The 14,872-nt window shown below is 42.2% G+C and carries 15 protein-coding genes and 1 pseudogene; 13 read left to right on the forward strand and 3 right to left on the reverse strand.

Features of this window, described 5'->3' with window-relative positions:
• The first annotated feature begins 3 nt into the window (after positions 1-3).
• The 4 genes and pseudogenes from ABIC22_RS23420 (at position 4) to ABIC22_RS23435 (ending at position 3,769) form a co-directional block, all read left to right on the forward strand.
• Positions 4-897 carry a LysR family transcriptional regulator gene (locus tag ABIC22_RS23420; protein WP_354484188.1) on the forward strand — a complete coding sequence of 298 codons (894 nt, stop codon included), beginning with the start codon at positions 4-6 and terminating at the stop codon, positions 895-897.
• A gap of 53 nt (positions 898-950) precedes the next feature.
• A pseudogene (locus ABIC22_RS23425) lies at positions 951-1,286 on the forward strand (family 1 glycosylhydrolase); the annotation flags it as partial.
• A gap of 155 nt (positions 1,287-1,441) precedes the next feature.
• Positions 1,442-2,269 (forward strand): aldo/keto reductase, encoded by an 828-nt coding sequence (locus tag ABIC22_RS23430; protein WP_354484192.1) that lies wholly within the window; start codon positions 1,442-1,444, stop codon positions 2,267-2,269.
• A gap of 960 nt (positions 2,270-3,229) precedes the next feature.
• Positions 3,230-3,769 (forward strand): nucleotidyltransferase domain-containing protein, encoded by a 540-nt coding sequence (locus ABIC22_RS23435; protein ID WP_354484195.1) that lies wholly within the window; start codon positions 3,230-3,232, stop codon positions 3,767-3,769.
• 170 nt (positions 3,770-3,939) lie between these two features.
• Here the strand turns inward: ABIC22_RS23435 and ABIC22_RS23440 are convergent, their stop codons facing one another.
• Complete coding sequence (locus ABIC22_RS23440; protein ID WP_354484197.1) at positions 3,940-5,265, reverse strand: sensor histidine kinase; 1,326 nt, start codon at positions 5,263-5,265, stop codon at positions 3,940-3,942.
• The gene (locus ABIC22_RS23445; protein WP_354484199.1) at positions 5,243-5,956 is read right to left on the reverse strand and encodes a response regulator transcription factor; all 714 of its coding nucleotides are present in this window, start codon (positions 5,954-5,956) and stop codon (positions 5,243-5,245) included. The genes ABIC22_RS23440 and ABIC22_RS23445 overlap by 23 nt, the downstream gene beginning before the upstream one ends.
• A 193-nt stretch (positions 5,957-6,149) precedes the next feature.
• Here ABIC22_RS23445 and ABIC22_RS23450 point away from each other — a divergent pair, with 193 nt between their 5' ends.
• The 5 genes from ABIC22_RS23450 to ABIC22_RS23470 all read left to right on the forward strand — a co-directional run bounded on the left by ABIC22_RS23450 (position 6,150) and on the right by ABIC22_RS23470 (position 10,213).
• Complete coding sequence (locus ABIC22_RS23450; RefSeq protein ID WP_354484201.1) at positions 6,150-7,169, forward strand: DJ-1/PfpI family protein; 1,020 nt, start codon at positions 6,150-6,152, stop codon at positions 7,167-7,169.
• 50 nt (positions 7,170-7,219) lie between these two features.
• A complete protein-coding gene (locus ABIC22_RS23455) occupies positions 7,220-7,879 on the forward strand; it encodes a DUF2306 domain-containing protein (protein ID WP_354484203.1) in 660 nt (219 codons plus the stop codon).
• A gap of 206 nt (positions 7,880-8,085) precedes the next feature.
• Positions 8,086-8,388: an ArsR/SmtB family transcription factor gene (locus ABIC22_RS23460; RefSeq protein ID WP_095357945.1), complete on the forward strand. Its 303-nt coding sequence runs from the start codon at positions 8,086-8,088 to the stop codon at positions 8,386-8,388.
• 143 nt (positions 8,389-8,531) lie between these two features.
• Positions 8,532-9,710: an MFS transporter gene (locus ABIC22_RS23465; protein WP_354484205.1), complete on the forward strand. Its 1,179-nt coding sequence runs from the start codon at positions 8,532-8,534 to the stop codon at positions 9,708-9,710.
• 206 nt (positions 9,711-9,916) lie between these two features.
• Complete coding sequence (locus tag ABIC22_RS23470) at positions 9,917-10,213, forward strand: hypothetical protein (protein ID WP_354484207.1); 297 nt, start codon at positions 9,917-9,919, stop codon at positions 10,211-10,213.
• A 446-nt stretch (positions 10,214-10,659) separates the two neighbouring features.
• Here the strand turns inward: ABIC22_RS23470 and ABIC22_RS23475 are convergent, their stop codons facing one another.
• Positions 10,660-11,208 (reverse strand): TetR/AcrR family transcriptional regulator, encoded by a 549-nt coding sequence (locus ABIC22_RS23475; RefSeq protein WP_127537131.1) that lies wholly within the window; start codon positions 11,206-11,208, stop codon positions 10,660-10,662.
• A gap of 255 nt (positions 11,209-11,463) precedes the next feature.
• On the opposite strand from ABIC22_RS23475, the gene ABIC22_RS23480 reads away from it, so the two are divergent.
• From ABIC22_RS23480 to ABIC22_RS23495, 4 genes are all read left to right on the forward strand, one after another.
• The gene (locus ABIC22_RS23480) at positions 11,464-12,465 is read left to right on the forward strand and encodes an NADP-dependent oxidoreductase (protein WP_127537132.1); all 1,002 of its coding nucleotides are present in this window, start codon (positions 11,464-11,466) and stop codon (positions 12,463-12,465) included.
• 18 nt (positions 12,466-12,483) lie between these two features.
• On the forward strand, positions 12,484-13,263 hold the full coding sequence (locus tag ABIC22_RS23485) for an SDR family oxidoreductase (RefSeq protein WP_354484209.1): 780 nt from the start codon (positions 12,484-12,486) through the stop codon (positions 13,261-13,263).
• 81 nt (positions 13,264-13,344) lie between these two features.
• Positions 13,345-13,923, forward strand: coding sequence for a TetR/AcrR family transcriptional regulator (locus ABIC22_RS23490; RefSeq protein WP_127537134.1), 579 nt, complete (start codon positions 13,345-13,347; stop codon positions 13,921-13,923).
• A gap of 223 nt (positions 13,924-14,146) precedes the next feature.
• On the forward strand, positions 14,147-14,845 hold the full coding sequence (locus ABIC22_RS23495) for an SDR family oxidoreductase (protein WP_127537135.1): 699 nt from the start codon (positions 14,147-14,149) through the stop codon (positions 14,843-14,845).
• Positions 14,846-14,872: the final 27 nt, after the last annotated feature.

Raw genomic sequence — 14,872 nt, forward strand, 5'->3', positions numbered from 1 at the left:
AAAATGGAACTTCTTCAACTGAAATATTTTCTCGAGGTAGCTCGTTTGGAACATATGACCGAAGCAGCACGAAGTCTGCATGTCACTCAATCATCACTAAGCAAAACGATTGGGCGCTTGGAGGAGGATTTGGGAGTCCCGTTATTCGATCGAGTAGGGAGGAAACTGCGATTGAATGAGTTTGGTAGCAGATTCTATCTCCGTGCAGAAAGGGCATTGTTTGAATTGGAACAGGGGAAGCAGGAGATTAGCGATTTGTCCAGCCCAGAACATGGCACACTCGAATTGGCGGTGACCACCGCAAGCACATTGCCTCAGATCCTTCGAGAGTTTCGGAACAAGCGACCCGATATCCAATTTCATGTGCAAATGCTCACCACGCAGGAAATGGTTACGCTTCTTCATAGAGGAGAGGTTGATTTTTGCTTGTCCTCACCACCTATACGAGGGGAAGACATCGAATGTCAAATCATGTTTGTCGACCCGATTCTTGTAGCTGTTCCCAAAGGGCATCGGCTTGCTGACCGAAACAACATATCTTTGACTGAGCTAAGGGATGAATGTTTTGTTGGTGTAAAAAGAGGCTACGGTACTCGCGATCTGGTGGATTCTATATGCAAATCGGCTGGATTTATACCTACATATGTGTATGAAGGTGATGAACCTGCAAGGCTAAGTTCTCTAGTGGAAGCTGGGATTGGCATAGCCTTTATACCAAGTACGGCAAGGTATTCTGGGGCACATATCAAATATCTCAAAGTAGAAAATCATGAATTGGTACGGGAGATCGCTCTGTTATGGCACAGGAGTCGGTACATTTCACGAGCGGCTCACGAATTCCGTGAGGTAGTTATAGAATATTTCAGGACGATATCCAAACAGACCCTTATTGATTGATTTTGATTTGGAGAAAATCAAGGAAGCAGGGTACAACCCGATTACCCCTAAGTTGGCAAATTGATCCGCTTGGATTGAGACTTGCTCTAAATCTTTTGTATGATCGTTACCAGAAACCATTGTTTATCGTGGAAAATGGTCTGGGAGCAGTGGATCACGTAGAAGCAAACGACGTCATTAATGATGATTACCGTATCGATTATCTGCGGGAGCATCTCTCGCAAGTTTCCAAAGCGATTCAGGACGGCGTTGATCTGATGGGACATACTAGCTGGGGAGCCATTGAGTTGATTAGCGCGTCCACCGGGGAATTGAAAAAACGGTACGGATATATTTACGATGATAAAGATAACGCTGGCGAAGAGACGCTAAGAAGAATAAGAAAGTAAAGCTTTGGCTGGTACAAGAAAGTCATTGCATCCAATGGTTCAGACTTGGACTAGGATCATCAGACACGGTATAATTATTAATATGTATCATTACAATAACCTCTTGGATTTTGGATCCAGGAGGTTTTTTAGAAATATTCAGGAGGGATATATCTATGAACCGTCACTATACCCAACTCAGGAATGGAGTGCAGATGCCATGGATCGGACTTGGCGTCTGGACGCCCGAACGTGATGATGCAACGGAAGCTATTAAACAGGCTTTGGAAATGGGTTACAGGAGTATTGACACAGCATCGGCTTATGAAAATGAGACACAGGTGGGCAGGGCTGTAGCTGAGTCAGGAATTCCAAGAGAAGATATATTCATAACCACAAAAGTGGCTAACGGGGACCAAGGGTACGACTCGACACTGCATGCTTTCGAATCCAGCATGGAGAAGTTGCAATTGGACTATTTGGATCTTTACTTGATTCATTGGCCGGTCGAGGGGAAGTCCCTTGATACTTGGAGAGCGCTAGAGCATCTGTACAAACAAAAAAGAGTCAGAGCCATAGGGGTAAGCAATTTTCAAATTAATGATCTGGAAGGTCTGTTGTCTGTGGCGGAAGTTGTTCCCATGGTCAATCAAATCGAATTCCATCCTCATTTAACTCATCTGGAATTAAGAGCTTTCTGCAAACAGCATCAAATTCAGATGGAAGCCTGGTCCCCATTGATGAAGGGTCAGTTGTCTGGCAATGAAGCGCTGGAGAATATCGCAAATAAACACGGCAAAACGGTAGCACAGGTCATTTTGCGCTGGGATATACAGAGTGGTTTTGTGACTATTCCCAAATCATTTAATGCAACCCGACTGTTGGAGAATATTTCGATTTTTGATTTCACGTTGACCGAAGAAGAGATGAGCAGCATTGATTTGTTAAATAAAAATGAGAAGCTTCCCAAGCCTGATATGAGCAAGTTTCGATCCCGATCATAAAGAACATAAATCCTGGTGATGTATAAAGTAGGGTGTAATTTTGCAGTTGTTTTTTTAAAACAACTGCTTTTTCTTTGTAACACAAGCGGACTTTCTGATGCAATTTACTTTTGTCGTACATGCAAAGATTTATCCAAGTATTGCAAGGGGGGCATTGGACGACCCCACAACGTAATTTTTAAAAGTAACTTCCTGTCGATGCGTTGGTACTGCGTCAATATGTGAAATTCCAAGAAAATTGAAATTAAAGAGACGCTATCCAGTCTAAATGATATATCGAATCGATACTGGAAGCGTCTAAATATTTTTAAACTCAAGGCTCTACACCAAGGAGGGCATGAAATTTTGTTAAGTTTTTATTGGTTTTTTCAAGAAAAGTATATGAGAGATGATTCCCAACACAATTGCTGATGGAATGAATAATAATAATAACAATTGCCCCTCAGGGGAAGCTAGTTGTCCACCTGAGGCTAAAAATGGGAAGATAAGTCCTGCACCCACGGAAATACTGAGAGCAAGTAACCATTTTAATGCAGTGTTTAATGATGTTCGGTTAATCACATAAATGCTCAATATTATTACCGGTACAATAATCATCAAATAGAGGAAGAACGATGTAATAACGATACCACTATATTCACTATGATGAATGGTTTGATTGAATAATACTTGACTTCCCTTTTGATAAAGCCAGGCTCCGATGCCATAGGCTAGGACAACGGAAATGCTAAAAAGATATACTTTGTGATTCGGTTCATCTGGCTCACCTCAATCAAGAGTTCAATACGTATTACATAAGACGTTAAAATTTTAAAAAAGGTTTCATTAATGGTATGTCCCACTGTTACTAACATGAGTGAATTAAAGTTTAATACAAACGATAACATTAGAACACAGTAGCTCAGCATATCGTATTATTTGTGTAATAGGTATGGGTTACATTTGTGAAAGGGGATAATCATGGTAGATCCAGCGTTTGGTAAACAAACAGAGTCACAATTAAAGTTGTTAAGTGAAATAAGCATAATTTGTGCAGCAATTGAATGCAGATTCTGGTTGCGTGGTGGATGGGCAATAGATTTTTTGCTCGGGAAGGTTACCCGTTCACATGACGACATAGACCTGATAACATGGATACAAAACAGAGAGGAGTTAGAACGCGCTCTTGCGAAGGCGGGTTATGAACAGACTTCTGTGAAAGAGCAGTTTCGTGGGAGGCAGTCTGATTTTAGTAAAGATGGTGTAGATATTACATTTGCCTACATAACGAATACAGATGATGGAAGTATTATTATGAATGGTTTACCGGAGTGGGTATGGCGCCCCGATTCGTTGTTATCACAAAGCTATATGTTAAACGGAATATCAGCTCATGTTTTACACCCGAGACAACTTTTAGAGGAAAAGGAGGTTTACAAACAAATCGGTAGAGAACCTCGACCCAAGGATGAAGATAGCAAAACTATCTTGCATCGTATAATAGCAGAGTTAGATTATTGATCTTTTGGACAAGAAGTACTCAGTCTCACTAATTGGAGAGAGAGTGTCATCAAACTAACGAAGAAACGATAGCTTAATAAAAATAAGAAAGCAGCTGATTTATATGATCGGCTGCTATTTTTTTACTAATGGACTGGTCTCTATCAATCAATTGCTAGCCTCTTACATGATTATTTCAAGGATGGAAGCCATCCCGACAAGAGCGCTCCGCCGCGGGTATCGTTGTCAGCCATAAGTTCGCCTCCATGTCGCCGGATGATGCGTTCGGATATAGCCATGCCCAGACCGCTGCCTCCAGTAGAACGGTTCCGGGACATCTCGCCTCGAAATAAAGGTTCGAATACCCGCTTCAGTTCATTCTCTGCAAATCCTGAACCCGTATCTCGGATTGTAAACCTGACTTGATCGGTAATGCTGTTGCACTCTATGATAATTTTTCCGGAATCAGGGGTGTATCTGACGGCATTATCCATTAAATTGCTGATCGCGCGTTCTAGCAGATGAGCGTCGCCGCGAACAATGCATGCACCTGTTAAATGCAAATTTATTGAGATATTCTTTTGCTGAGCCGAGGGCGCCACACTTTCTACCGATTGCTGCAGAACAGTGTGCAGGTTTACGACTTCTTCGATAAGCATAAATTCGCTATAATCCATTTTGGAAAACGTAAATAGATCCTCAACCAAACGGTGCAGCTGTAATGCTTTTTCTTTGCATACGGCGACGTACTTCGCTGTTTTTTCTTGTGATTGGGCAATCCCCAGTTCAAGTCCTTCGAGGTATCCACGCAGTGCAAAGAGCGGGGTTCTAAGATCGTGTGCCACAGCGGCAATGACGAAACGACGTTCCTCTTCGAGGCTCGTTTGTTTCAAGTGAGACGTTTGCAATCCTTGTACCATCTCGTCAAAAGCATCCCGGACATCGGCAATTTCCTTGATGTGTGAAGCAGGAATAGGCACGTTCCAATCCCCGGAAGCAAGCAATCGCACAGACGTACTAAGCCTCTCAAGCGGTTTGATCAAAAAATGCCGCATCGCCATGCTGATGACAAACAAGGCAACCAAAAATCCGATAAAGATTGAGAACACTTGGAGCTGGTTTGTTTTAGGAATGTAAAGTTCGATTTTCCCTTTTATTTGACCATCTGCGAGCAATGTATATCGTTCAACAGTTGAATATCTATTGATATGGTCCGCATTAGTACGATAAATCTCCTGTCCGGCAGCGGAGACCAGGGAAACCTTCATGTTTGTATCATCCAACAGGCCTTTCAACTGCACCTGCCATTCGGGTACACTCCAGCGGTCCATATTCGCTTCGATCTGCCCAATAATCTCATTCTGTTGCATTTGTTGTTCTTTATTCAGCAGTGGAGCTGCGGAAAATCGTAAGGTTCCGGTTTCGATATAATGAGCGGTCAAAAAGAGGAGCCAAGGCAACAGCAGGATGAACAGCAGAAAAAGCAACATGAGTTTACGAATCCTTAACGTTCTCACGTGAACCTCCTTCGTAGCGATATCCCACGCCCCAAACGTTCACCAGATATTGCGGATTAGCCGGATCGATTTCGATCTTCTCGCGCAAGCGGCTTACATGCACACGAACCGTATGTCTGTCGCCAATGCCTGCCCAATACTTGTCCAGCAATTGATCATACGTAAATACTTGCTTGGGGTGCTGGGTAAACAGCAGCAACAATTCATATTCTTTGGGGGTAAACATGACTTTGTTGCCTTCTACGAATACTTCTCTGGATACGAGGTTTAATTGCAGATGACCGTTTTCCAGCAAAGATTCTACCGTGGTCTGAGGTGGGGAAGAAGTACGTCTTAATACAGCCTTTACTCTAGCAACAATTTCGCCAGGAGAAGCCGTTTTCACAATGTAGTCATCTCCACCCAGCGAAAGCCCTCTAATTTTATCCACGTCATCACTTTTGGCGCTTAAGAACAATATCGGCACAGAACTTTCTTTGCGAATCTGGCGGCACAAATCGAAGCCGTTCTGTCCAGGCATCATGATGTCCAGAACGATACATTGAATGGCACAATGCTGGAGCGCATCCCAAGCCTCAGTAGCGTTGCAAGCCGTGATGACACGAAATTGTTCGTGTTCCAAGAAGTCTTTTAATAATTCGACAATGCTAAGGTCGTCGTCAACAATAAGCACAGTAATTGAATCGTTCATCCGTATCCCACCTTCAAAACCTAGTGTAACATGGGCGTATTGAAAACGAATGAATGTTTATAATTTTGTGATATTTTGTTGATGGTTTTGTGGCGGGTGTGCGCCTTCTTTCGAGAGGTTTTGTTGGTATCCTTTTCAAAGGAACAGGGAGAATTCCCTGCATCAAGATCGAAATCAGAGGGAGGACATATTTATGTTGCATGTTCAAATTGTGTTGTTTGATGGTTTTGATCTCTTGGATGCAATTGCGCCTTATGAAGTGTTTATTGCGGCATCGATGTATACTGAAGAAGCCCTGAGGGTAGAACTAGTGACCGCGGAAGGGCCACGGCACGTCACAAGTGGCATTCAAGGGCTGGAGATCAAGGCGACTGGGAAACTGGATCCTGAATGTGGGGGCATGATCCTTGTGCCGGGCGCATCCGGTAAAGTCTCCGGAGAGGAGCCTGATTCAATTCCAATCATTCTGAACCATGCTGCTGGTACAGAAATTTCTGTAAAGATTAGACAAGCATTGGAACGAGAAGACGTTCTAGTTGCTACGGTGTGTGGCGGTTCGCTTCTGCTTGCGATGGCAGGTTTGCTTGAAGGCAGACATGCAGTTACGCATCATATGGGCATGGGAGTTTTGGGCGCTACCGGTGCATTTCCTATTCAGGCACGCATTGTGGATGACGGCAATTTGGTGAGTGCAGGTGGTGTGACTTCCGGGCTTGATGTTGCGTTATATTTAGTGGAACGTACACTAGGCCCTCGTATCGCACATGCCGTGGAACAGCTATTTGAATTTGAGCGGCGGGGAACGGTATGGAAAGCAGAAGGAATGGTGCGGGCGGATGACATGGACGCGACAGGAAAAGAAGAGGAAATAAAATTCGCGCCGGTTACCCTAGAGAAGGTGCATACCTCTGCGTCACTTTACGAAGGGAAATGGGAAGTAGTCATCTCAACACCAATTGGAAAACTTGAAACTAGGCTTGTGATTCATACAGATAACGGCAGCATTCGGGGCACAGCTACGCAAGACGGTGAGACTGTGGAACTCATCCAACCTCGGGATCAGGGTGAAAAATTAGTCTGGGATCTTCGGGTGAGCAAACCGATGAAATTACAGCTTCATTTTGAGGTAAACGTACAAGGGGATGTGATGACTGGAACTGCCAAGGCTGGTTTCTTGCCAGCATCGAAACTGACAGGTCATCGCTTAGTTTGATTGAGATTCAGTGTAACGACAGATGATATTAGAAATGGAAAGGTTCAATCATGAGAAAAACAAACATGGCCTACCGCGTTTTGGTCGGGGTCAGCATCATTTTCATTCTGTATTCACTAGTTAGACATTACGTATTCGATCCGGAAGCAACCGCATTTCTCAATCACAAAACCGGGCTGAAGCGTGAATTGAATCTTCCGGTATGGCTAAAAATCATGTACATTCATGTTGCATTTGCATGTTTAGCAATGGCAGCAGGATTAGTCAATTTTTCAAGCTTCATACTGGAGAAACACCGGAAAATTCATCGGATCAATGGGTATGTCTATGTCGTTTCTGTGATGATGGTTGTGCTGACATCCGGCTACATGGCTCCATATTCCACAGGAGGCAAGATCAACAGCATCGCATTTAACATAATCAACATCATTTGGCCACTAATGACAGTTATGGCGATTGTGCAGATTAAAAAGAAACGAATCGTAAAACACCGGAATTACATGATCCGAAGTTATGCTTTCTGTTTTACGAATATGTTGATTCACCTAATCACGTTTATGTTCAATGAAGGCTTCGGCTTGGCCTATGCGAGTAGTTATACATATGGTTTGTATAGCAGCCTCGTTCTGTTATTGATCTTTCCGGACATGTTTATCCGGTATCTGAATAAGATTAAAAAAAACAAAACGATTGAAACCTATTTTTCGTAGGTTTCGATCGTTTTTGTTGAACTGTAACAACATTACATGTCATGTAACGATTCTTTTCTATCCGTAACAAAGTTTATCCTATCTAAAAAATTTGAATTTTAGCTCAAAAGACTTGATACCGCAGTTATTTTTTCGGTACTTTCCATGATCTATATGTTTAAGAAATTTAAATTGACATATCGCAAATGATCGATATAATAAGGGTTATGAATCCAATTGAAGTATTTAAAGCCATTTCGAATGAATCCAGGTTACAGATCTTACAGTGGCTCAAAGAACCATACGTGCATTTCAAACCCCATGAAGGAGTGGATATGAAGGAAGTAGGGGTTTGTGTAAGTCAAATAACCGACAAGCTTAACATGACACAGTCAACGGCTTCTCAATATCTTACGATATTGCAGCGGGCAGGGTTGATTACAACAAAGCGGATAGGCAAATTTACGTATTATCAGAGAGACGAGGAAGCCATAAAGCAATTGGCTCGTTATATGATGAATGATATGTAAGTCGTTACTGAGTTCTTACCAAGAATTCAGTTTTTTCTTCGCTGATCATTTCGACAATTCGTTATATGTTTATTTGTAATTATACATATCTACATTTCGCAATATGTCATTTATTATACTATATTAAAGGAGTTGTATTACATATGTCATCGAGTTTGAAAGTCTATATTTTAGCTATCGTTAGTTTTTTGGTTGGGACTTCTGAGTATATTTTATCTGGCATTTTAGATAAGGTAGCCGGGTCTTTTGATGTCTCACTGGCTGCAGCTGGTCAGTTAATCACCATTTTTTCTCTGGTCTATGCTTTATTCACTCCAATTCTAATGGCGATAACCGCGAGTATGGACAGACGAGAATTGATCATTATTGGCCTAGCAATATTTGTGATTTCTAATATCCTCGCATTTACCCTACCAGGATATGGACTGTTTGTAGTTGCTCGTATCATTATGGCGATAGGTGCAGGAATCGTTGTAGTCACTGCTTTAAATATTGCAGCTAAAATTGCACCAGCAGGTAAACAAGCAAGTGCTATTGCCACAGTGGTCATGGGTTTCACGGCATCATTAATCGTTGGTGTACCTCTTGGACGAATCACAGCCGACACTCTTGGTTGGAAATCAGTGTTTGGGGGGATTGCACTTTTGGGGATTATCGCAATGATCATTCTTTCTTTCGCCATTCCGCGTATTAAGGGGGACGCGCCTATTCCGTTAAGACAGCAGTTAAGTTTATTGAAAAAGCCTAAAGTTGCATTAGGATTATCGATTACCTTCTTTTGGCTTGGAGGATACTCCATCGCTTATACGTACCTCTCTCCCTATTTGCTTGAAGTATCGGGACTAGGTGATAAATATCTCAGCGGCGCATTGCTTATATTTGGTATAGCCAGCATGATTGGCTCCAAAATCGGCGGCTTCAGTACGGACCGGTGGGGCGTTCATCGAACATTATCCGGTGGATTGGCACTCCACATTGTCATGCTGATCCTGTTGTCCGTTGTGACCCATACATTACTTGGCGTAATGATCGTTCTTTTGTTGTGGTCCTTCTCAGCATGGTCATCCGGTCCAACGCAGCAATATCATTTAACGACAATTGAACCTGAAGCATCAGGAGTTATGCTTGGTCTTAATCAGTCCATGATGCAGCTTGCTATGGCAGCAGGTGCTGGTGTGGGAGGGATAGCTATTGAAACGATCTCTCTCACGTCGATTACATGGATTGGTGCTGCTGGGATTGCGATTGCAATATTTGCATTGGTCATCCTAAATAAAATGAATACCGTTACAAAAGTTAATTCCAGCATCAACTATAAGTGAATTACAAGGAGCACTCTTCTGAAGAGTGCTCTGTTTGCTTTTACCCTATTATATTAATGTGCGACTTTTATTTAATAATCGGAGTGTTTATTTTGTATTAGACTAAAAACACAACAATGGAGCAGGAGACTTTAATCCATACATACGGGGATTAATTCAGTTAGCAAGCGAGTAAACAACATAACTTTATAGTATGTGTGTGAGAAATGAAAAAAACATTATTGGCTTGTATTATGATAATGTTGATGCGAGCATCGGCTTGTGGAAATGTTGAAACAACATCATATCCCAATGCATCAAGTGAGTTTACACTTGAAACGGAAGAGTCTTTTATTCCAGAAAACAAATCCGATTGTATTGTAGATCGTATAAGTTTGGATCGTGAAACTGAAGAATATCTTTATGGAACTTGGAAAGTTGAGAAACTTCTAGGATTTGCAAATTCATATAATGAGGCTGCTGAATATCCAACAGGGCAAAATTTATTGGAGATAGAATTATAACCAAAAAAAGACCTTTTTTCATCAAAAGGACTTAAAAAACTATAGTAAATATCAATATGAACTGAAGAATGCAATATATGATATCACTATTCAGAATCCCACACGGCCATGAAGTGGATTGATTCATTACGGTGATCCGTATCAAAGGTAGAAGTACAGAACATTACGCTAACGGGAAACGATAATTTAATATACCAAGAAAGCAGCTGATCTATGGGATCGGCTGCTTTTGTTCAACTATAGGACAGTTTAGTTGAATATTAATTGCTCTGAACTACCACAAAGGCGAATATTCTTTTGGGGAAAAGACGGAAAAGAACTCCCCAGTTCCAGGCTCTCATGTACAAGAACAAGTTCCCACTTAGATAAGAATTTAAGTGCAGCAATGAAACAGGAGCAGGTACCTCAGGCAGGCAACACTGCTCCTTGTAATATAGGATATCCTTTCAAACACCCTGTTTGATTAAACTCCAGATGCGTTCAAACCGCTCTTGGTAGTCTGGTGAATTCCATGATTCCTTAAAAGAGGGGAGACTAAACACCGCAAAAGCAGATAGTATTGCCTCGGCCCGTTCAAAGTGAGGATCGTTATAACCCATAAACCCATCAATAATTTGATATGAATCCCAGAGAACATCCCGTAATACCAAAGGATTACTGTCCACATACTGTGTATTCAATGCGAACATTTTGGGATTCTCATTATAAGCGCGTTTTTTGGCATTCACAAATGCCCAAAGCCAGTCGTGGAGCACTTCCTGGGATGAGGCCAAATGCGCCATGTTTATACTGATTTGTTCTGAAATCATCCGATTGAACCAGTTTTTAGCTACAGCTGCCCAGAGTTCTTGTTTATTTTTAAAATGCTTATAGAGTGCTGCATGGGTAATATTCAATTCATCCGCTATTTGTGAGAGCGTCACTTCGGATTTCTCCGTGCGCTCCATTAATGCCTCGGCAGTTTCAATAATAAGCTGCTGCGTGATTTTAGCCATTTGTTATGGCAGGTGAATATGGGGCTTTTTGAAGCGACCAGTTACTGCTATACCCCAGTCTCACACCGTTATGCCCAACCCTTCTTTCGTTAATTAGTCTTTACCACCCGGTAATCATACCTTTTAATTTATTTTAGCATAAAAATGTGTAGTAACAAACGTTGACTTTTGTAACCAATAAGATTATGCTTGCTGTGTAAGTTACAAAATTAAATAAATGTTACTTGGTGAAACTGCATGCAGGAGGATAATTTTATGAAAGCAGCACAGATTACCCAATATTCAAAACAGTTTAAAGTTGAAGTACGCGATATCCCAGTCCCGGAAATAACGGATCACGAAGTTTTGGTGAAGGTAAAAGCTGCGGCGGTCAACCACCTGGAACTGCTTATCGCGACCGGAAGCGTGAAGTTAATCCAGGACTATGCGTTCCCGCTGACACTCGGTAATGAGCTCACTGGTATTGTCGAAAAGATTGGCAAGAACGTCACTGGTTTCAAAGTTGGCGATGCGATTTATACACGGCTCCCGCTGCAAAAAATCGGTGCTTTTGCCGAATACGCGGCGATTCATGCGGATGCCATCGCTCACTTACCGGGTAATCTGGATTTTGTAACCGGTGCCGCTGCGCCTTTAACAGGATTGACAGCCTATCAAAGTTTGCATGAAGAGCTAGCTGCAAAAGCTGGAGAAAGTTTGTTCATTCCCGGCGGCTCTGGTTCATTTGGCCAAATGGCTATTCCTATCGCTAAAAGCATGGGGCTGAAGGTCATCGTTAGTGGAAGTCCAACAGCACGCGAACGTACAATGGCCGCTGGAGCGAGTCAATACATTGACTACACGACCGAGAACTATTGGGAACGACTTCGCGATCTTGATTATGTGATCGATACCTTGGGACCCAGTGAATTCGATCATGAACTCTCCGTCATTAAACCAGGCGGTCATCTTCTTTCGCTAAGAACAGGCCCTAATAAACGTTTTGCTAAAGCAATGGGCTTACCGTGGTGGAAACAAAAGCTATTTAGCATTGCCGGAGCCAAGTATGATCACAAAGCAAAGAAAAAGAAGATCGAATATCATTTCGTCTTTGTACGCAGCGATGGAGAGCAGTTACGAAAAATTACTAAGATTATTGAAAAGAACGGAATTGTTCCCGCGGTGGACCCTACAGAGTTTCGCATTGAAGATATCAATGAAGCTCTAAACCTTGTTGCAACAGGTCATCCTAAAGGAAAAGTTATTATCCGATTTTAAGGGAAGGGGGTGATGATCATGAAATTGAAAGGCAGAACCATTCTGGTGACTGGTGGTACGTCCGGAATTGGCTTTGCTTTTGCGAAACGACTGCACGACATGGGGAATACGGTAATCATAACTGGACGCTCACAACAACGAATCGACCAGATCTTAAATAACAATCCCGGCTTTATAGGCATAGTGGCTGATGTTAGCAATCCCAATAGTGTAGAGCATCTTGCGAAGGAACTAACCATTCACTATCCCAAACTGGATATTGTTATGAATAATGCAGGTATTATACACGAATTCGACTTGTTTGATGAAACAGTCACTTACGAGCATCTTACTGCAGAAATTGCCACAAATTTGAACGGGACAATCTACATGACCAAGGCATTGTTACCCCTGTTAGCTAAACAACAGGAGGCAATGATTGTTAACATGAGTTCTCTACTTGCCAATATTACTATTGCCAATGCACCTACGTATTCTGCTACAAAGGCTGGCATTCACATGTTTAGTGATGCGTTACGTGAGCAAATTCGGGCTAAAGGTAAAAACATACATGTAATGGAACTTTGTCCACCGGTTATTTCGGAAACCAATCTCACAGACACTTTTAACGAAGGCTTATTAAATAAGTTGATTTCCTTGCCATTAGAGAAGCTTGTTCATGTTGGTATTAAAGGGATGGAGAAAAATAAACTGCGAGTAAATGCGGGGTTTACGAAAGTTATGCGCTTTTCCATGAAGTTCGCTCCGGATTTCATCACACATACTTGGGGACGAATGCTCCTCAAATCAAAGCAGTAAGGATGAGTAAGTGGTGACACCTTCAAAATTCTTTACCGATCGTTCTCAATATGTTATATTGACTAACAGGGAGGGAACCAAATGGCAAGGAGTAAGGAATTCGAAGAGAATGTAGTATTAGAAAAGGCGATGAAGCTCTTCTGGGAACAGGGCTACGAGAAGACATCGATAGCGGACTTAGTGGAGCATATGGGGATTCACCGAAGAAGTTTATATGACACGTTTGGCGATAAGCACACACTGTTTCTGAAAGCGATGGACCGATTTCACGATAAATTAAGTGCTGGGCTTGCAGGAGAGGTTAAACGCTCTAAGACTGCTGCGGAGGCATTACAGCTTATTTTCAGTTCCGTAATCTGGAGTGTGGATGACTCACCTTCCGGTTGTTTGATGGTTAATTCAGCTGTGGAACTTGCAATGCGGGATACCGAGGTTGATATTAAGACCACAGATTTGTTTGTTTTATCAGAACAGTTGTTTAGAGATATTATTCGGTGGGGACAGCAGAATGGAGAGTTTAGTACTGGTTTTAGTGCTGAAGACCAAGCGGAACATTTGCATGCCGTTTATGTAGGGATAAGAGTAATGACAAGAACCTCCATACCCACGGAAAAATTGCAACATATAGCCGATACATCGATTCACCTGCTAACTAAATAATGATTGAAGATCCGACTAAGAAAGTATGGTTGCATCATTCCCTATGCACTTTCTAGTATGATCGTTCTTAAATTAATGATCTATCCTTCATTTAAATAATCTTACTAAATGGTGCTTTATTCAATCATTATTAGAATGATCGTTCTCAAACGTTAAGCCTTTGGGCCCTGATTTTATTATGAATAATTACAATCCAAAACAAACAAAAAAAGGAGTTAATACAATGAACATTTCTAAACAAGTCGCATTGGTTACTGGAGCAAACAGGGGGCTTGGCCGCCAGCTTACACTTGAACTTCTATCTAGAGGGGCTAAGGTTTACGCAGGGGCAAGAAATCCAGAGACCATCGATATCCCCGGCGTTATACCTGTAAAGCTTGATGTAACCAATCCTCAAGAGGTAGCAGCAGCTGCCAGCCTTGCTAAGGACGTTACCCTTCTCATCAACAATGCAGGATCATCTACTGGGGCTTCTCTCCTGGAAGGGGATTTGGCAAAAATCCAGCTGGAAATGGATACGCATTTCTTCGGTACGTTATCTATGGTTCGCGCTTTTGCCCCGGTCATTGAAAACAACGGTGGAGGTACGGTTCTGAATATTCTTTCCGCATTATCTTGGTTCAGTGGCGGAACTGCGGGTGCTTATACTGCTGCGAAGGCTGCAGCTTGGGCATTGACGAACGACCTGCGTTTGAATTTGTACCCTCGTCAGATTAGAGTTGCAGGCTTACATGTAGGATTTATGGAAACAGACATGACAGCCGGTCTTGATGCTCCCAAATCAAACCCTTCAGATGTTGCGAGAATGGCTATTGATGGCATCGAAAGCGGCAGCTTTGAGATTCTTGCCGATGATAACAGTCGAATGATTCAAGCTGGACTTTCCGGTGGCGTTGCTACTCTATACCCGCATCTTTCTTAATTACAATTACGGTTTGGACTAAAAATA

The sequence above is a fragment of the Paenibacillus sp. PvP094 genome, assembly GCF_040546835.1.
Taxonomy (GTDB): domain Bacteria; phylum Bacillota; class Bacilli; order Paenibacillales; family Paenibacillaceae; genus Paenibacillus; species Paenibacillus illinoisensis.